This window comes from Sulfitobacter sp. GN1-4 (assembly GCF_055693825.1).
This window is the reverse complement of record NZ_JBVFUQ010000003.1, coordinates 2,485,679-2,502,844: the sequence shown is the minus strand read 5'-3', so window position 1 is coordinate 2,502,844 and position 17,166 is coordinate 2,485,679. Positions and strand designations below refer to the sequence as shown.

General features: G+C 59.2%; 15 protein-coding genes and 2 pseudogenes. 16 read left to right on the top strand and 1 reads right to left on the bottom strand.

The features are described 5' to 3' along the window. The first annotated feature begins 62 nt into the window (after nt 1–62). The 16 genes and pseudogenes from ACZ1HM_RS12985 to ACZ1HM_RS12910 all read left to right on the top strand — a co-directional run bounded on the left by ACZ1HM_RS12985 (nt 63) and on the right by ACZ1HM_RS12910 (nt 15,079). Nucleotides 63–395 (top strand): hypothetical protein, encoded by a 333-nt coding sequence (locus tag ACZ1HM_RS12985; protein WP_472743137.1) that lies wholly within the window; start codon nt 63–65, stop codon nt 393–395. A 113-nt stretch (nt 396–508) separates the two neighbouring features. Next, complete coding sequence (locus ACZ1HM_RS12980) at nt 509–910, top strand: DUF5333 domain-containing protein (protein ID WP_472743136.1); 402 nt, start codon at nt 509–511, stop codon at nt 908–910. Nucleotides 911–914: 4 nt separating this feature from the next. Then, on the top strand, nt 915–2,927 hold the full coding sequence (nuoG, locus tag ACZ1HM_RS12975) for an NADH-quinone oxidoreductase subunit NuoG (RefSeq protein ID WP_472743135.1): 2,013 nt from the start codon (nt 915–917) through the stop codon (nt 2,925–2,927). Between the two features lie 8 nt (nt 2,928–2,935). After that, nucleotides 2,936–3,307 (top strand): hypothetical protein, encoded by a 372-nt coding sequence (locus ACZ1HM_RS12970; RefSeq protein WP_472743134.1) that lies wholly within the window; start codon nt 2,936–2,938, stop codon nt 3,305–3,307. 9 nt (nt 3,308–3,316) lie between these two features. Then, a complete protein-coding gene (gene nuoH, locus ACZ1HM_RS12965) occupies nt 3,317–4,354 on the top strand; it encodes an NADH-quinone oxidoreductase subunit NuoH (RefSeq protein WP_472743133.1) in 1,038 nt (345 codons plus the stop codon). Nucleotides 4,355–4,422: 68 nt separating this feature from the next. Then, a complete protein-coding gene (gene nuoI, locus ACZ1HM_RS12960; protein WP_472743132.1) occupies nt 4,423–4,917 on the top strand; it encodes an NADH-quinone oxidoreductase subunit NuoI in 495 nt (164 codons plus the stop codon). Next, entirely contained in the window at nt 4,914–5,315 is a 402-nt protein-coding gene (locus ACZ1HM_RS12955) for a carboxymuconolactone decarboxylase family protein (RefSeq protein ID WP_472743131.1), read from the top strand. Before nuoI ends, ACZ1HM_RS12955 begins: the two co-directional genes overlap by 4 nt. After that, nucleotides 5,312–5,914, top strand: coding sequence for an NADH-quinone oxidoreductase subunit J (locus tag ACZ1HM_RS12950; protein ID WP_472743130.1), 603 nt, complete (start codon nt 5,312–5,314; stop codon nt 5,912–5,914). The genes ACZ1HM_RS12955 and ACZ1HM_RS12950 overlap by 4 nt, the downstream gene beginning before the upstream one ends. A gap of 12 nt (nt 5,915–5,926) precedes the next feature. Next, complete coding sequence (locus ACZ1HM_RS12945) at nt 5,927–6,403, top strand: hypothetical protein (protein WP_472743129.1); 477 nt, start codon at nt 5,927–5,929, stop codon at nt 6,401–6,403. Nucleotides 6,404–6,445: 42 nt separating this feature from the next. Beyond that, nucleotides 6,446–6,751, top strand: coding sequence for an NADH-quinone oxidoreductase subunit NuoK (gene nuoK / locus ACZ1HM_RS12940; protein WP_008553673.1), 306 nt, complete (start codon nt 6,446–6,448; stop codon nt 6,749–6,751). A 6-nt stretch (nt 6,752–6,757) separates the two neighbouring features. Beyond that, complete coding sequence (gene nuoL, locus ACZ1HM_RS12935; protein WP_472743128.1) at nt 6,758–8,830, top strand: NADH-quinone oxidoreductase subunit L; 2,073 nt, start codon at nt 6,758–6,760, stop codon at nt 8,828–8,830. After that, nucleotides 8,830–10,392, top strand: a complete 1,563-nt coding sequence (locus ACZ1HM_RS12930; protein ID WP_472743127.1) for an NADH-quinone oxidoreductase subunit M — start codon at nt 8,830–8,832, stop codon at nt 10,390–10,392. Before nuoL ends, ACZ1HM_RS12930 begins: the two co-directional genes overlap by 1 nt. A 10-nt stretch (nt 10,393–10,402) precedes the next feature. Beyond that, on the top strand, nt 10,403–11,845 hold the full coding sequence (gene nuoN, locus ACZ1HM_RS12925; RefSeq protein WP_472743126.1) for an NADH-quinone oxidoreductase subunit NuoN: 1,443 nt from the start codon (nt 10,403–10,405) through the stop codon (nt 11,843–11,845). A gap of 40 nt (nt 11,846–11,885) precedes the next feature. Continuing rightward, a pseudogene (locus ACZ1HM_RS12920) lies at nt 11,886–12,619 on the top strand (biotin--[acetyl-CoA-carboxylase] ligase). 14 nt (nt 12,620–12,633) lie between these two features. Continuing rightward, entirely contained in the window at nt 12,634–13,407 is a 774-nt protein-coding gene (locus tag ACZ1HM_RS12915; protein ID WP_472743125.1) for a type III pantothenate kinase, read from the top strand. 4 nt (nt 13,408–13,411) lie between these two features. Next, entirely contained in the window at nt 13,412–15,079 is a 1,668-nt protein-coding gene (locus tag ACZ1HM_RS12910; protein WP_472743124.1) for a ribonuclease J, read from the top strand. A gap of 495 nt (nt 15,080–15,574) precedes the next feature. Here ACZ1HM_RS12910 and ACZ1HM_RS12905 read toward each other — a convergent pair. Beyond that, nucleotides 15,575–17,043, bottom strand: a pseudogene (locus ACZ1HM_RS12905) (DEAD/DEAH box helicase). Between the last annotated feature and the right edge of the window lie 123 nt (nt 17,044–17,166).

Here is a 17,166-nt window from a genome sequence, read left to right as displayed (position 1 = left end):
GCATCACCCACCCGGTGCCGTTAGGTTTTGGGGTGGGGGCCAAGGCAGGCGAGGGGTGAATGATGAAAAAGACCATTTTAGCAGCAGTTGTAGGGGCTTGTGTCCTTGCGGCCTGTACCGACAGCCGCAATCGCATCCCCTTTGACGGTCAGTTTTTCCGCACCAAAGTGGCGAAGGTAGACAAGCAACGTGGTGTCTTTACTGTGACGATCCGCGATGTATCGCGGTCGCTGGATGGGGCCCGCGAAGCGGGGCGTCATGCGGGCAACGCCTATTGCGTTGAACTCTTTGGCAGCTCCAAAATTGCCTGGTCCGTGGGGCCAGACACGCCACCCGAAGAATTGACCATCATAGATGACACTTTGACCTTTCAAGGCGTTTGCCCTCAGGTCTGAAATCAGCGATAAGGAAGCGTAACGGGCTAGCCGTCCGTTATTGCATATCAAAGGGACAAAACCCCATCTGCAGCCAGGGCACATTTGCCCAAGTTACAGAAGGGAAGACACGCATGAGATACTTTGGTGCCGCACTGCTAAGTGCCGCTTTGGTGGCTGGGCCTGGATGGGCGAAACCCCCGCTTAGGGACGTGCCTGCCATTGATGATGCGCTCTTTGATCTGGGCATTGCGGACCGGATCCGCAAAGAATGTCCCAGCATTGATGCCCGCATGTTCCGCGCCATCGGATATGTGCGTGATTTGCAAAGCCAGGCCCGCGCCATGGGCTATTCCAAAGCAGAGATCGAAGCCTATACCGACAGCGATGTCGAAAAGGATCGTATGCGGGCCAAAGCAAAGGACTTTTTCGCACAAAGAGGGGTCGATACTTCGGACCCGCAAAGCTATTGTGCGCTTGGACGGGAAGAGATTCAAAAATCGAGCCGGATCGGCTCGTTACTGAAGGCGAATTGAGCATATGAGCGACCTCCGCACGATCATCATCGACGGCAAAGAAATTGAGACCGATGGGGCCATGACCCTGATCCAGGCCTGTGAGCAGGCGGGCGTCGAAATCCCGCGTTTCTGCTATCACGAACGCCTGTCGATTGCGGGCAATTGCCGGATGTGTCTGGTTGAGGTTGTGGGCGGCCCGCCCAAGCCTGCGGCCTCTTGTGCGATGCAGGTGCGCGATCTGCGCCCCGGTCCCGAAGGCCAGCCGCCCGTGGTGAAAACCAACTCTCCCATGGTCAAAAAGGCCCGCGAAGGGGTGATGGAATTCCTGCTTATCAACCACCCGCTGGATTGCCCGATCTGCGATCAGGGGGAGTGTGATTTGCAGGATCAGGCGATGGCCTACGGCGTCGATTTCTCGCGCTACCGCGAGCCCAAGCGCGCCACCGAAGATCTTGATCTGGGCCCGCTGGTTGAAACCCACATGACCCGCTGCATTTCCTGCACCCGCTGCGTGCGCTTCACCACCGAGGTCGCGGGCATCACCAAGATGGGCCAGACCGGCCGGGGTGAGGATGCTGAGATCACCTCATATTTGGGTGAAACGCTTGATAGCAACATGCAGGGCAACATCATTGATCTGTGCCCGGTGGGGGCTTTGGTCTCCAAGCCTTACGCCTTTACCGCCCGCCCGTGGGAGCTGACCAAGACGGAATCCATCGACGTGATGGATGCGCTTGGATCCAACATCCGGGTGGACACCAAGGGCCGCGAAGTGATGCGCTTTTTGCCGCGCAACCATGACGGCGTGAATGAGGAATGGATTTCCGACAAAACCCGCTTTGTCTGGGACGGTCTGCGCCGCCAGCGGTTGGACAAACCCTATATCCGTGAAAACGGCAAGCTGCGCCCCGCTGAATGGCCCGAAGCACTGGCCGCAGCAGCGGCCGCGATGAAGGGCAAGAAGGTCGGCGGTCTGGTCGGCGATCTGGCCTCGGTTGAGGCGAGCTATGCGCTCAAGTCCCTGATCGAAGGGCTGGGCGGCGCTGTTGAATGCCGCACCGATGGCGCGCAGCTGCCTGCGGGCAACCGCTCTGGCTATGTCGGCACGGCCACGGTGGAAGATCTGGACACAGCCCAGGCCATCATGCTGATCGGCGCAAACCCGGCGGTTGAGGCACCGGTGCTGAACGCGCGCATCCGCAAGGCCTGGACGCGCGGCGCTGGTGTTGGCGTGGTCGGCCCTGCGGTTGACCTGACCTATGAGTACAACCACATCAGCGAGGATCCCGCGATCCTGACCGCATTGATGAAGCGGGACCACAGCGATGTCGGTGAGAAATCATCGGTGATTGTAGTAGGCCAAGCCGCTTTGGCGCGTGAAGATGGTGCGGCGGTCCTGGCCGAAGCCATGGCGCTGGCTGAAAGCACGAAATCGAGCTTTATGGTGCTGCACACTGCCGCCTCTCGGGTTGGCGCGCTGGATGTCGGTGCCACCGCCGAAGGCGGCGTGATGGAGGTGCTGGAGGCTGAAGTGATCTATAACCTCGGTGCCGATGAGGGTGAAATCCCCGCCGGTCCCTTTGTGATCTACCAGGGCAGCCACGGCGACCGCGGCGCGCACCGCGCGGACATTATCCTGCCTGCCGCCGCCTATACCGAAGAGCCGGGGCTTTTTGTGAACACCGAAGGCCGCCCGCAAGTGGCGCAACGCGCCAGCTTTGCACCCGGTCAGGCCAAGGAAAACTGGGCCATCCTGCGCGCCCTGTCGGCCGAGTTGGAGGCAACGCTGCCGTTTGATTCCATCGCCGCCCTGCGCCAGCAATTGGTCAAAGACGTCCCCCATTTGGGCCAGGTCGACCAAGTGGCCGAAAATGAATGGCAGCCGCTGCCGCGCGGCAAGGTGGACAGCGCGCCCTTTGGGGCAGCAATCGCTGATTTCTACCTGTCCAATCCCATCGCGCGGGCAAGCCAGCTGATGGCCGAACTTTCCGCCAATGCGGCAGCGCGCGCGGCCAAACCGATGGCGGCGGAGTGAGGCGGATGATGGCCCTTGCCCCACTGGCAGTGGCCGCATGTGAGCCGGGAGTGCCGGTGGCTTCTGATTTTATCCCTGATTACAGAGGGGTAGAGACCGCATTGCTGGATGGGGATCTGGTTCAGTTCATGGTTGAAATGACCAATGCGCAAAGCGTCGCAGACGTGGAAGACTACGCCGAATGTGCGGCGGCTCAGTACACATTGATCAGAGGGTACGGATTTGCGCGACACGTTCGTACAAATGTGGCCGAAGAGGGTGGCCTTTGGCGAGGTGATGCTGTTTATACAATCTCGCCGAGCTTGCCACGCGGCATAAAGACAATCGACGCCGAAGTCGTCGCAGCACACTGCGCCGAACGCGGCATACCGACGGTATGATGAGGGACAATGGCTGACTTCTTTACGCAAACAGGCCTCGGTATGGGGCTGGTCATTGTGGGACAAATCCTGCTGTTGGTGGTGCCGCTGCTGCTCGCTCTGGCGTTCCTGATGTACGCAGACCGCAAAATCTGGGCCGCCGTGATGATGCGACGCGGCCCCAACGTGGTGGGCGTGTTCGGTCTGCTGCAGTCTTTCGCGGACTTTTTGAAATACATCGTCAAAGAGATTGTCGTGCCTGCGGGTGCGGACCGGGCGGTGTTCTTCTTGGCCCCTATGATTTCCTTCGTGATGGCGATGATCGCCTGGGCGGTGATCCCGTTCAACGAAGGCTGGGTGCTGGCCGACATCAACGTGGCGATCCTTTATGTCTTCGCGATTTCCTCGCTTGAGGTCTACGGCGTGATCATGGGGGGCTGGGCCTCCAACTCGAAATACCCGTTCCTGGGCTCGCTCCGCTCTGCGGCGCAGATGATCTCATATGAGGTGTCGATTGGCCTGATCATTATTGGTGTGATCATCTCCGCAGGCTCCATGAACCTGACCTATATCGTGAACAGCCAAGATGGGGCAGGGATCCTCAGCTGGTATTGGCTGCCGCATTTCCCGATGCTGATCTTGTTCTTTATCAGTGCCTTGGCCGAAACCAACCGCCCACCTTTTGACCTGCCTGAGGCGGAATCAGAGCTGGTGGCGGGCTATCAGGTTGAATATTCCTCCACGCCCTTCCTGCTCTTTATGATTGGGGAACTGGTCGCGGTTGTGCTGATGTGCGCGCTGGTATCGCTGCTCTTCCTGGGCGGCTGGCTGTCGCCGGTTGAATTCTTGCCCGATGGCTTCTTCTGGATGTTCATCAAGATGCTGTTTGTCTTCTTCATCTTCTCGATGGTGAAGGCGATCACGCCGCGCTACCGCTATGACCAGCTGATGCGTCTGGGCTGGAAGGTGTTCTTGCCGTTCTCGCTTTTCTGGGTGGTCTTTGTGGCCTTTGCCGCAAAGTTCGAGTGGTTCTGGGGTGTCTACACCCGCTGGGCCGTGGGGGTTTGACGCAATGACCCTAAGCCCAGCCAGCGATCAGCAAAGCCGAAACAAAGAAATACAGGGGATCAAGTGATATGAGCCAGATCGACTATTCCCGCGCAGCCGGGTACTTCCTGCTGACCGACTACGTCAAAGCGTTCTTTCTTGGGATGCGGTATTTCTTCAAGCCCAAGGTCACTCTGAACTACCCCCATGAAAAGGGCCCGCTGTCCCCGCGTTTCCGCGGTGAACACGCGCTGCGCCGCTATCCCAACGGCGAAGAGCGTTGCATCGCTTGCAAGCTTTGCGAAGCGGTGTGCCCCGCGCAAGCCATCACGATTGATGCAGAGCCGCGCGAAGACGGCTCGCGCCGGACAACGCGGTACGACATCGACATGACCAAATGCATCTACTGCGGCTTCTGCCAAGAGGCCTGCCCGGTGGACGCCATTGTCGAAGGCCCCAACTTTGAATTCTCAACTGAGACCCGCGAAGAGCTGTATTACGACAAGGCTAAGCTCTTGGAGAACGGCGAACGCTGGGAAGCTGAGATTGCCCGCAACCTTGAGCTGGACGCACCCTACAGATGACCAGCACGCCAAACCCCTTTGAAGCGCTGTTTAAGCAGGCCCAGGAGATGACGAAAGCCATCCCCATGGTCGATGCGTTTTCGCCCAAGGTTTTTGAGGCGATGATGGGCACGATGCCAAAGGACATGATGGAAATGATGTTCGGCAACACCGTGAACAAAGGCGGGTTGGATGCCAAAACACGTCTGCTGCTGACCATTGCGGGCATGACCACGCAGGGCGCGCAGGTCGATACCGTGTTCCGCCAAACCGTGCGCCACGCGCTTGAGGCCGGGGCCACAGAACAACACATCAAGGAAACCATCGCACAGACATCGGTCTTTGCGGGCATTCCTTCCATGACACGGGCGCTTGAGCTGGCTGGCCAGGTGTTTGACGAGAAAAAGGGTGACGCATGAGTGTCTTTGCCTTCTATCTGTTTGCCATTTGCGTGATCGCAGGCGGGCTGTTCACAGTGATCAGCCGAAACCCGGTGCACTCGGTGCTGTGGTTGATCCTGGCGTTTCTGTCCTCTGCTGGTCTCTTCGTGCTGTTGGGCGCCGAGTTTGTGGCGATGCTATTGATCATCGTCTACGTCGGCGCGGTCGCGGTGCTGTTCCTCTTTGTGGTGATGATGCTGGATGTCGACTTTGCTGAGCTGAAGGCCGAGATGGCGAAATACCTGCCGCTGGCGCTGCTCATTGCCCTGGTCATCCTGATGCAGTTCGTCATGGCCTTCGGCGCATGGGAAAGCAACGCTGCCGCTGAAAGCCTGCGCGCGCAGGTGACAGACGCCAATGTGCAGAACACCGCCGCTTTGGGCCTGATCCTCTATGACGAATACTTCCTGCTGTTCCAGCTGTCCGGCTTGATCCTGCTGGTTGCCATGATCGGGGCCATCGTGCTGACGCTGCGCCACCGTGTGGATGTCAAACGTCAGGATGTGGTCGCGCAGATGATGCGTGATCCTGCAACCGCGATGGAACTGAAGGACGTCAAACCGGGGCAGGGCCTCTGACCGGTGCGGTGTTTGCCCACATATCTTGCTGCCGCAGCAATGGTCATGCTGGCGGGCCAGGCGAGCGCTTTGGCGCTGTCTGACTGCACGCGCACGACGCATATCTCTCATGGTGGCGAAGCGGCGCATCAGGATCTGGGTTTGGGCCGGGTGGCCTGGCTGGACTGGTGGAGCCAAGAAGGCTCGGCACACGATATCATGATCGTGGAATGCGCAAGCGGCGACGCGCTGCGCTTTCGCACGCATGAGGACAACATGAACGCGCGCACGCCGTTCAATAAAACAGAGAAAGCACGGCAGATTCTGGAAACGGAACACCAGGGCGCGCGTGTCTTTGCCACGCTGCCGCGTCTTGCGGCCGCCGTCAAAGACGTGGCCCGCGACATCAAGATTTTCACGTTGGCGGATGAGCCCTGCGCCTGTGCAGCGCTCTACGCTGAATTGCGCGGGGACAAACCCGCATTCGAGCTAGAAGGCGCAAAGCCATGATCCGCATCCAGTCGGTTCCGACAAGACAAGGAAAGACGCCATATGATTGGACTTGAACATTACCTCACGGTGGCGGCGACGCTGTTTGTGATTGGCATCTTTGGCCTGTTCCTGAACCGTAAGAACGTGATCATCCTGCTGATGAGCATCGAACTGATGCTCTTGGCGGTGAACATCAACCTTGTGGCGTTCTCCAGCTTCCTGGGCGATCTGGTAGGCCAGGTCTTTACGCTCTTTGTCCTGACGGTCGCTGCCGCTGAGGCGGCGATTGGTCTGGCCATCCTCGTCTGTTTCTTCCGCAACCGTGGCACGATCGCGGTGGAAGACGTCAACGTGATGAAGGGGTAAGGAGCCATGGAAACCATCATCCTTTTCGCCCCTCTGGTTGGCGCGCTGATTGCGGGCTTTGGCTGGAAGATCACCGGTGAAACGGCCGCTCAGTGGATCACCACGGGGCTGCTCTTTGTCGCCGCAGCGCTTAGCTGGGTTGTGTTCCTTACCCATGACGGTGTGACCGAACAGATCCAGATCCTGCGCTTTATTGAATCCGGTACACTCAGCACCGATTGGTCCATCCGCCTGGACCGGCTGACCGCCACCATGCTGATTGTGGTGACCACGGTCTCAGCGCTCGTGCATCTCTATTCCTTCGGCTACATGGCCCATGATGAGAATTTCGGTGAGGGCGAGAATTATAAGGCGCGTTTCTTTGCCTATCTGAGCTTTTTCACCTTCACCATGTTGATGCTGGTGACCTCAGACAATCTGGTTCAGATGTTCTTTGGCTGGGAAGGCGTGGGCGTCGCGTCATACCTGCTGATCGGCTTTTATTATAAAAAGCCATCTGCCAATGCCGCTGCGATCAAGGCGTTCGTGGTCAACAGGGTGGGGGACTTTGGCTTTGCCCTGGGCATCTTTGCGCTCTTCTACCTCACAGACAGCATCCGCTTTGACGATGTCTTTGCCGCCGCACCGGATCTGGCGGAAACAACCGTCAGCTTCCTTTGGGCAGAGTGGAACGCGGCTAATCTGGTGGCCTTCCTGCTCTTTATCGGCGCGATGGGTAAATCCGCGCAGCTGATCCTGCACACCTGGCTGCCCGACGCGATGGAGGGGCCCACGCCCGTGTCCGCGCTCATTCACGCCGCGACCATGGTAACCGCGGGCGTGTTCCTGGTCTGCCGCATGTCGCCTGTGATGGAATTCGCACCTGAGGCGATGATGTTCGTCACCGTCCTGGGGGCCACAACGGCCTTCTTCGCCGCGACCGTGGGTCTGGTGCAGAACGACATCAAACGCGTCATCGCGTATTCGACCTGTTCGCAGCTGGGCTATATGTTCGTGGCCGCGGGCGTGGGCGTTTATTCGGTGGCGATGTTCCACCTCTTCACCCACGCGTTCTTTAAGGCGATGCTGTTTTTGGGCGCAGGCTCTGTCATCCATGCGATGCATCACGAGCAAGACATGCGCAACTACGGCGGTCTGCGCAAAAAGATTCCCTATACCTTCTGGGCGATGATGATCGGCACGCTGGCCATCACCGGGGTGGGCATTCCGCTGTCGGGCTGGATTGGCTTTGCGGGCTTTGCCTCAAAAGACGCGGTGATTGAGAGCGCCTATGCGGCAGGTCCCATGGGCTATGCCTTCTGGCTGCTGGTGATCGCGGCGCTCTTTACCAGCTTCTATTCCTGGCGATTGATGTTCCTGACCTTCTTTGGTGAGCAGCGCGGCAACAAACACACCCATGAGCATGCGCATGAAAGCCCGATGGTCATGTTGGTGCCGCTCGGTGTCTTGGCGCTGGGTGCCATCTTTGCCGGTGCCATCTGGTATTCCAGCTTCTTTGGCAAAACCAATGAGGTGGTGAAGTTCTTTGGCGGCAAATACGGCGAGCCGACCGCAGAGCTGGTTGAAGATGTGCATGAGCGCAGCCCCAAAGCCTCCAAGCTGAAATACGTCATGGAGAGCAAGCCGGGCGAGGCGGCCATCTATATGGCACCTGAGAACACGATCCTGCATGAGGCGCATTACGTGCCTACATGGGTCAAGCTGTCGCCCTTCATTGCGATGCTGCTTGGTCTGTTCACAGCGCTGTGGTTCTACATCTGGAACCCAAGCCTGCCCAAGAAACTGGCCGAGGATCAGCAACCGCTGTATCAGTTCCTGCTCAACAAATGGTACATCGACGAAATCTACGATTTCATCTTTGTGCAGCCCGCCAAAGCGATTGGCCGCTTCTTGTGGAAACGCGGCGACGGCTCGGTGATTGATGGCACGCTCAATGGCATCGCCATGGGCATCATCCCGTTCTTCACCCGTCTGGCTGGCCGTGCGCAGTCTGGCTACATCTTCACCTATGCCTTCGCCATGGTGATCGGCATTGCGGTGCTGGTGACCTGGATGACGATGACCGGAGGGTCAAAATAATGGACACCCATTTGCTTTCCATTGTGACCTTCCTGCCTGCGGTTGCAGCGTTGATCCTGGCGCTGTTCCTGCGGGGCGAAGATGTGGCCGCGCAGCGCAACGCCAAGTGGCTGGCCCTGATCACTACCAGCGCGACCTTCCTGATCTCGCTCTTTGTGTTGTTTGAGTTTGATCCAAACGACACTGGCTTTCAGTTCGTGACCGAAGGCGAATGGCTTTTGGGTCTGAACTACCGTTTGGGCGTTGACGGCATCTCTGTGCTGTTTGTGATGCTGACCACCTTCATCATGCCGCTGGTCATTGTCGCCTCTTGGGATGTGAAGACGCGGGTCAAAGAATATATGATCGCCTTCCTGGTGCTTGAGACGCTCATGCTGGGGGTCTTCGTTGCGCTGGATCTGATCCTGTTCTATCTGTTCTTTGAGGCCAGCTTGATCCCGATGTTCCTGATCATCGGCATCTGGGGCGGGGCCAACCGCATCTACGCCAGCTTCAAGTTCTTCCTTTATACCTTCTTTGGCTCCGTGCTGATGCTGGTGGCCATGGTGGCGATGTTTGCCGACGCAGGCACCACCTGCATCGGTGGCTGTGACGTGAGCCTCTTGAACCACCAGTTCGGGTCTGAAAGCTTCTCCATCCTGGGCGTGCAAGTGATCGGCGGGATGCAGACGCTGCTGTTCTTGGCCTTCTTCGCCAGCTTTGCCGTGAAAATGCCGATGTGGCCGGTGCATACCTGGTTGCCTGACGCCCACGTGCAGGCCCCCACGGCGGGTTCTGTGGTGCTTGCGGCGATCTTGTTGAAGATGGGCGGCTACGGCTTCTTGCGCTTCTCTCTGCCGATGTTCCCGGTGGGCAGCGATATCCTGGGGCCGGTGGTCTTGTGGATGAGCGCCATCGCCATCGTCTACACCTCGCTGGTGGCGCTGGTGCAAGAGGATATGAAAAAGCTCATTGCTTATTCCTCTGTCGCGCACATGGGTTTTGTGACCATGGGCATCTTTGCTGCCAACCAACAAGGCATTGACGGGGCGATCTTTCAGATGATCAGCCACGGCTTTATCTCGGGCGCGCTCTTTCTTTGCGTAGGGGTGATCTATGACCGGATGCACACCCGTGAGATTGACGCCTATGGTGGGCTGGTGAACCGGATGCCGGTCTACGCGCTGATCTTTATGCTCTTTACCATGGCCAATGTGGGCCTGCCGGGCACCTCTGGTTTTGTGGGCGAATTCCTGACGCTGATGGCGACCTTCCAGGTCAACACCTGGGTTGCCGCTGTGGCCACAACAGGGGTGATCTTCTCTGCCGCTTACGCGCTCTGGCTTTACCGCCGTGTGGTCATGGGCGAGCTGATCAAGGAAAGCCTCAAGGCCATCACTGACATGACGCCGCGGGAAAAGTGGACCTTTGCGCCGCTGGTAGTGATGACACTGCTGTTGGGCATTTACCCCGCGCTGGTGCTGGACCTGATTGGTCCTTCCGTCTCCGCGTTGGTTGATAATTACGCAAGCGCGGTAGAGGCGGCTGAGGCTGCCATCCAAACCGCCGAAGCTGCAAACTAAGGACATCGCGATGATTGCCGCTGACCTCAATGTGATCCTGCCAGAAATCCTGCTGTCGCTTTTCGCGATGGTCGGTCTGTTGGTCGCTGTCTACACCACCAAAGACCGGATGGGCACGCTGCTGGTCTGGGTCACTTCTGCCGTCTTTGTGGCCCTTGGCCTTTGGATCATGATGACGGGCGAGGGGACGCGCGAAGCCTTTGGCGGCATGTTCATCGAAGACAGCTTTGCCCGTTTTGCCAAGGTGACGATCCTTTTCTCAGCCGCAGCCGTGCTGGTGATGTCTGAGGCCTACATGCGCACACGTGGCATGTTGCGCTTTGAATATCCGGTGCTTGTGGCGCTGAGTGCTGTTGGCATGATGATGATGGTCAGCGCGGGCGATCTGATGGCGCTTTACATGGGCCTCGAACTGCAATCGCTGGCGCTTTATGTGGTGGCCTCTTTGCGGCGCGACTCTGTGCGCTCTACTGAGGCGGGTCTGAAATACTTCGTGCTGGGCGCGCTCAGCTCTGGCTTGCTGCTGTATGGCGCGTCACTGGTCTATGGCTATTCTGGCACAACGCTTTTCTCCGGCATCATCACAACGGCGCAAGACGGCAATACCTCTATCGGCCTGTTGCTGGGCATCGTTTTCCTGATTGCAGGCATGGCGTTCAAAGTCTCCGCAGTGCCGTTCCACATGTGGACGCCTGACGTCTACGAAGGCTCACCCACGCCCGTAACCGCCTTCTTTGCCACCGCCCCCAAAGTGGCCGCTATGGCGCTTTTCGCCCGTGTGTTGCATGACGCCTTTGGCAATGCGGTAGGCGATTGGCAGCAGATTGTGGCGCTGCTCTCAGTGTTGTCGATGTTCCTGGGGTCTGTGGCCGCGATTGGCCAGACCAACATCAAACGTCTGATGGCGTTCTCTTCCATCGCGCACATGGGCTACGCACTCATGGGTCTTGCGGCAGGCACCGCCTTTGGCGTGCAGGCGATGCTGGTGTATATGGCGATCTATGTGACGATGAACGTGGGCACCTTTGCCTTCATCTTGATGATGGAAAAGGACGGTGCACCCATTTCTGACATCGGCGCGCTGAACATGTACGCCAAGCTGAACCCGGGCCGCGCTCTGGCGATGCTGGTGCTGCTGTTCTCGCTGGCCGGTGTGCCGCCGATGCTGGGCTTTTTTGGCAAGCTTTACGTGCTGCGCGCGGCCTATGATGCGGGTCTGGCTTGGCTGGCCATCCTGGGCGTGATCGCCTCTGTCATCGGGGCCTACTACTATCTGCGCATCGTCTTTTTCATGTACTTTGGTGAGGACCGGTCAGATCAGTTGGACAACCCCAAAGGCGGCGTGCTGCCGATCTTTTTGACCGCCTCTGCACTGATCATGGTGCTGGGCATCATCAACATGTTTGGCGTTGAAGGGGCCGCGCAAGTGGCCGCTGGGGCCTTGGTCAACTGAGCTTAATGCAAACACTCTACCCGCCAAAAAGGCCAGCGGCATGAGCGGCTGGCCTTTGGGCTATACGCGCCATGTCTACGACAGCGTGGACAGCACCCTGGCAGAGGCCGCGCGCCTGGCCCCCGGCCTGACCGGCCCCACCTGGATCGTCGCGGAAGAACAGACCGCCGCCCGTGGTCGCCGGGGCCGGGCCTGGTCCACCCCGCGTGGCAATTTCGCAGGCACCTTGATCCTGGAGCGGCGCGAAGAGCCGGGCATCGCCGCCCTGCGCTCCTTCGTGGCCTCGCTTGCGCTCTATCATGCATGTGTCGCAGTGACCGGCAGGCCAGAGGCCTTCCAGCTCAAATGGCCCAACGATGTGCTGCTGCAGGGCGGCAAGCTGGCGGGCATCCTGCTTGAGACGCGCGGCGATCACCTGATCATCGGCATCGGGGTGAACCTGGCCCATGCGCCCGATCCCGCGTTGGTCGAACCCGGCGCGCTGCCCCCCGCAGCCTGAGGGGCGATCTGGGTCTGGACATCACACCGCCTGACTTTCTGGATGCGCTGGCCGCCGCCTATGCCCCGCTGGAGGCGCAGTTCACCACCTACGGCTTTGCCCCCATCCGCCAGGCCTGGCTTGAACAGGCCGCGAAACTGGGCGAGGTCATCACCGCGCGCACCATGCGCGATGAAACCACCGGCACCTTTGAGGATGTGGATGCAGCGGGTAACCTCATCTTGCAAACCGCCCAGGGCCGCGTGGCGATCACAGCGGCGGATGTCTATTTCTAAAGGAGGGTCGCGCCATGCTTTTGGCCATTGATTGCGGCAACACCAACACGGTTTTTTCCATCTGGGACGGTAGGCAGTTTCTGTGCACCTTCCGCACCTCCACCCATCATGCCCGCACCTCGGACGCCTATTTCACCTGGTTCTCGACCTTGCTGAAACACCACGGGATTGAGCCTGAGATCACGGATGTGATCATCTCGTCCACCGTGCCGCGCGTGGTGTTCAACCTGCGGGTCTTTGCCGACCAATACTATGGCTGCCGCCCTTATGTGGTGGGCAAACCTGATTGCCTGCTGCCCACGCAGCCACGGGTCGATCAGGGCACGCTGGTGGGGCCGGACCGGCTCGTGAATGCCGCAGGGGCCTATGACCGGCACGGCGGCAACCTGATCGTGGTGGATTTCGGAACCGCCACCACGTTCGACGTCGCAGGCCATGATGGCGCATATGTAGGCGGGGTCATCGCCCCTGGCGTGAACCTGAGCCTGGAAGCGCTGCATATGGCCGCGGCGGCCCTGCCGCATGTGGACATTACCAAACCGCAACGTGTAGTAGGCACCAACACCGTGGCTTGCATGCAGTCGGGCGTCTTTTGGGGTTATGTCGGCCTGGTGAAAGAGATCTGCGCACGCATCAAGGCGGAACGCGACCAAGACATGAAAATTATCGCAACAGGCGGGCTGGCCCCTCTGTTTGCCCAGACCGAAGACTTATTTGACGTCATAGAAGACGACCTAACGATGCACGGGCTGACCGTCATCCACGCATATAACAAGGACAACACCTGATCTTATGAGCAGTGAAAGATTAATCTACCTCCCCCTTGGCGGGGCAGGTGAAATAGGCATGAACGCCTATGTATATGGCTATGGGGCCCCCGGCAAAGAACGGCTGATCGTTGTGGACATCGGCGTGGCCTTTCCTGACATGGACAGCTCTCCGGGGGTGGACCTGATCATCGCGGACATCAGCTGGCTGCGTGAGAGGCGCGACCAGATTGAGGCGGTCTTTGTCACCCACGCCCATGAGGACCACGTGGGCGGCATCGCCCATACCTACGCCCAGCTGCAAGCGCCGGTTTATGCCCGCCGCTTTACCGCTAACATCGCGCAGCGCAAGATGGCCGAACACGGCCACCCCGATGATGCGGTGAATGTCGTCAGCGCATGGCCCGAGGTGGTTGAGGCGGGGCCTTTCAAGGTCAGCTTCCTGCCGATCTCGCATTCCATCCCAGAAAGCTCTGCACTGGTGATCGACACCCCTGAGGGCCGCGTGATCCATTCAGGCGATTTCAAGATTGACCACACACCGGGGGTGGGCGAACCCTTTGACCCGGAGCTTTGGGCTGAGGTGTGCAAAGACGGTGTCAAAGCGCTGATCTGCGACAGCACCAATGTGTTCTCGCCTGAACCCGGCCGCTCAGAAGGGACCTTGGGGCCCGCCATCGAAGAGCTTGTTTCAAGTGCCACCGGCATGGTCGTGGCGACCACCTTTGCCTCTAACGTCGCACGGGTGAAAACCCTGGCCGTGGCGGGCGACAAGGCGGGCCGTTCCATCGTCCTGTTGGGCCGTGCCATGAAACGGATGGTGGATGCGGCGCTGGAGACCGGCGTGATGACCGATTTCCCCACGACCGTCAGCCCCGAAGACGCCCGCGCCATTCCGCGCGAAAACCTGATGATGCTGGTCACCGGCAGCCAGGGCGAACGCCGCGCGGCCTCAGCCCAATTGGCGCGGGGCAAGTATCAGGGGATTGAGATGCAAGAGGGCGATATGTTCCTCTTTTCCTCCAAGACGATCCCCGGCAATGAACGCGGCGTGATCCGCATCATGAACCAATTCTCAGAGCTGGGCGTGGATGTGGTGGATGACAATGGCGGCAAATACCACGTCTCTGGCCACGCCAACCGTCCCGATCTGGAAACCCTGCATGATGTGGTTAAACCGCAGGTGCTGATCCCGATGCACGGCGAACACCGCCACCTGCGCGCCCATGCCAAATTGGCCAATGATCGCGGGCTGAATTCGGTGCTGGCCGTCAACGGGATGATGATTGACCTGTCCGGCAACCAGCCCAAGGTCACCGAATACATTGAGACGGGGCGCACCTATATCGATGGCTCTGTGCAGGTTGGTGCGCTGGACGGCGTGGTGCGTGACCGCATCCGCATGGCGCTGAACGGGCACATCACCGTCACCGTGATCCTGGATGAAGAGGACGAGCCGCTGGGCGAGCCGTGGGTCGATTGCATGGGCCTGCCCGAGCAGGGCAGCAGCAATGCGCCCTTGGTTGAGGTGTTGGAAGAAGACCTGAACCAATTTCTGGGCCGTGCCAAGGCCGCTACCCTGCGTGACGACAACAAGCTCAACGAAGAGCTGCGCCGCTTGGCGCGGTCCTCTGCGATGTCAGAGATTGGCAAAAAGCCGGAAGTCACCGTGGTGGTCAGCCGGCTAAGCTAAGCAGGGGGCGGCGGCGCGGATGCAAATCCCTACTTAAGGGTAAACACGCGCCTAAGCTCTTGGTGTTGAACGAAAAAGCCCATCCGTCCCCGCGGGGACAGGTGGGCTTCGACGTGTTGAGGCGGGGTTTGGAGAACACCATGGGCGTCGCGTCGGGGGGCGAGGACGGTTCAGGAGTTGTATTGGAAAGATGAAGGGGAGGTTGGTGTTCCCTTTAGGCGTGGGGACGGGATGTGAGGGGCTTGTGGTGTGTTCCAACGGTGGGGCGTATTTGGTGAGGGCATGTTAATTTGAATGCATCGCTGAGGGAAAAGGACAGGCGGCGCATAGAGTGCCGTGTCAGAATGCGCGTGGCGTTTTAGGAGTGCGCTCAGATTTGCTTTTCCAGCGCTTTTAGCGCGCTGAAATGTCCATTATTCGGGCACTTGGTTGTCTTGGACCAAGGCAGCCGTTTTGGAAGACGACTGGGGGCGAGTAGGTGATCGCTCTTGCGCCCTAATGACGGTCGGCAAAGCTAAGGCCAATGAAGTCTGGCGTATGATCGCCTAGGCCCACAACCTTGTTGTGGCCGCCCCGGTCATTGCTTCTGCCGCCGCTTTTGCCACCACGGCTGTTGCTGCGCCGGTCTGATCTTGGTTTCTCTGCGCGCGGTGCCTCGGGTGTCTGTTCCGCAGGCGCAGCAGGGCTGGCCGCCGTTGTCTCCACCGCCTCGGGCTTTGCGGCCTCTGGTGTCTCATCGCTCTTGCGTTTGCGTGAGCGGCTGCGCTTGGGCTTTTCGCTGGTCTCAGCACTCTCTGCCTCTGCCGGTGCGGCAGATTTCAGCGGGTTGTCCAGACGCGGGATCTCATGCTGCACCAGGCTTTCCACATCAGCGAGGTTTTTCTCATCGCGCGGCACGCAGATCATGATCGCCGTGCCATCGCGCCCGGCGCGCCCCGTGCGGCCAATGCGGTGCACATAGTCTTCGGCATGGCTGGGCACGTCGAAGTTAAACACATGGCTGACCGAAGGCACATCAAGACCGCGCGCGGCCACATCAGAGGCCACCAGGAAGCGCAAGCTGCCTTCGCGGAAGCCATCAAGCGTTTTTGTTCGCTGGCTTTGGTCCAGATCGCCATGGATCGGGGCGGCGTCATAGCCATATTTCTTCAGCGATTTCGCGACGATATCCACATCTGACTTGCGGTTGCAGAAGATGATCGCGTTGGTGCATTTCTCACCCTCACCATCGATTAGCGCGCGCAGCACTTTGCGCTTTTCGGTGCCTTCACGGTCCTTGCGGGACGCTTTAAATGTCAGCACGCCTTGGGTGATGTTCTTGTTCGTGGTCGCCTGACGGGCAACCTCAATCCGCTCAGGGTTGCTGAGGAAAGTGTTGGTGATCCGCTCAATCTCGGGGGCCATGGTGGCTGAGAAGAACAGCGTCTGGCGGGTAAAGGGCGTCAGGCCAAAGATGCGTTCGATGTCGGGAATAAAGCCCATGTCGAGCATGCGGTCGGCTTCATCCACCACCATGACCTTCACGTCATTCAGGATCAGCTTGCCGCGTTCAAAGTGATCGAGAAGGCGGCCGGTGTCGCGATCAACACGTCCACGCCTTTGTCGATCAGCAGATCTTGTTCCTTGAACGACACACCGCCGATCAGCAGCGCTTTGCTCAGCTTTACGTATTTGGAATAGGTGTCGAAGTTTTCCGCCACCTGTGCGGCCAATTCCCGTGTGGGGCAGAGCACCAGCGATCGCGGCATGCGCGCGCGAGCGCGGCCACGGGCCAGGGCGGTGATCATCGGGAGCGTGAAACTTGCGGTTTTCCCGGTGCCGGTCTGGGCAATGCCCAAAACGTCGCGGCCTTCAAGGGCGGGGGGGATGGCCCCGGCTTGGATCGGGGTGGGTTCGGTATAGCCCGCTTCGTCAACGGCTTTAAGGACTTTGGGGCTGAGCTTTAGATCAGAGAACTTTGTCATATGTGTCCGATTTTGGCGGACACTGACTTGGCCCGCTGCGTCTGTTATATCGGCCCGCATGGCCCAGTGGCGGCCTCTGCCGCGATATGTGGTTCGCATAGCAACTTGGCGTGCGGGCGTCAA

Bases quoted from the DNA above. Each gene is read 5' to 3' on its own strand.
- ACZ1HM_RS12915 (WP_472743125.1), top strand. From the start codon at position 12,634: ATGCTTTTGGCCATTGATTGCGGCAACACCAACACGGTTTTTTCCATC.
- ACZ1HM_RS12950 (WP_472743130.1), top strand. From the start codon at position 5,312: ATGAGTGTCTTTGCCTTCTATCTGTTTGCCATTTGCGTGATCGCAGGC.
- nuoN (WP_472743126.1), top strand. From the start codon at position 10,403: ATGATTGCCGCTGACCTCAATGTGATCCTGCCAGAAATCCTGCTGTCG.
- nuoI (WP_472743132.1), top strand. From the start codon at position 4,423: ATGAGCCAGATCGACTATTCCCGCGCAGCCGGGTACTTCCTGCTGACC.
- ACZ1HM_RS12955 (WP_472743131.1), top strand. From the start codon at position 4,914: ATGACCAGCACGCCAAACCCCTTTGAAGCGCTGTTTAAGCAGGCCCAG.
- ACZ1HM_RS12910 (WP_472743124.1), top strand. From the start codon at position 13,412: ATGAGCAGTGAAAGATTAATCTACCTCCCCCTTGGCGGGGCAGGTGAA.
- ACZ1HM_RS12930 (WP_472743127.1), top strand. From the start codon at position 8,830: ATGGACACCCATTTGCTTTCCATTGTGACCTTCCTGCCTGCGGTTGCA.
- nuoL (WP_472743128.1), top strand. From the start codon at position 6,758: ATGGAAACCATCATCCTTTTCGCCCCTCTGGTTGGCGCGCTGATTGCG.
- nuoK (WP_008553673.1), top strand. From the start codon at position 6,446: ATGATTGGACTTGAACATTACCTCACGGTGGCGGCGACGCTGTTTGTG.
- ACZ1HM_RS12970 (WP_472743134.1), top strand. From the start codon at position 2,936: ATGGCCCTTGCCCCACTGGCAGTGGCCGCATGTGAGCCGGGAGTGCCG.
- ACZ1HM_RS12980 (WP_472743136.1), top strand. From the start codon at position 509: ATGAGATACTTTGGTGCCGCACTGCTAAGTGCCGCTTTGGTGGCTGGG.
- nuoH (WP_472743133.1), top strand. From the start codon at position 3,317: ATGGCTGACTTCTTTACGCAAACAGGCCTCGGTATGGGGCTGGTCATT.
- nuoG (WP_472743135.1), top strand. From the start codon at position 915: ATGAGCGACCTCCGCACGATCATCATCGACGGCAAAGAAATTGAGACC.
- ACZ1HM_RS12985 (WP_472743137.1), top strand. From the start codon at position 63: ATGAAAAAGACCATTTTAGCAGCAGTTGTAGGGGCTTGTGTCCTTGCG.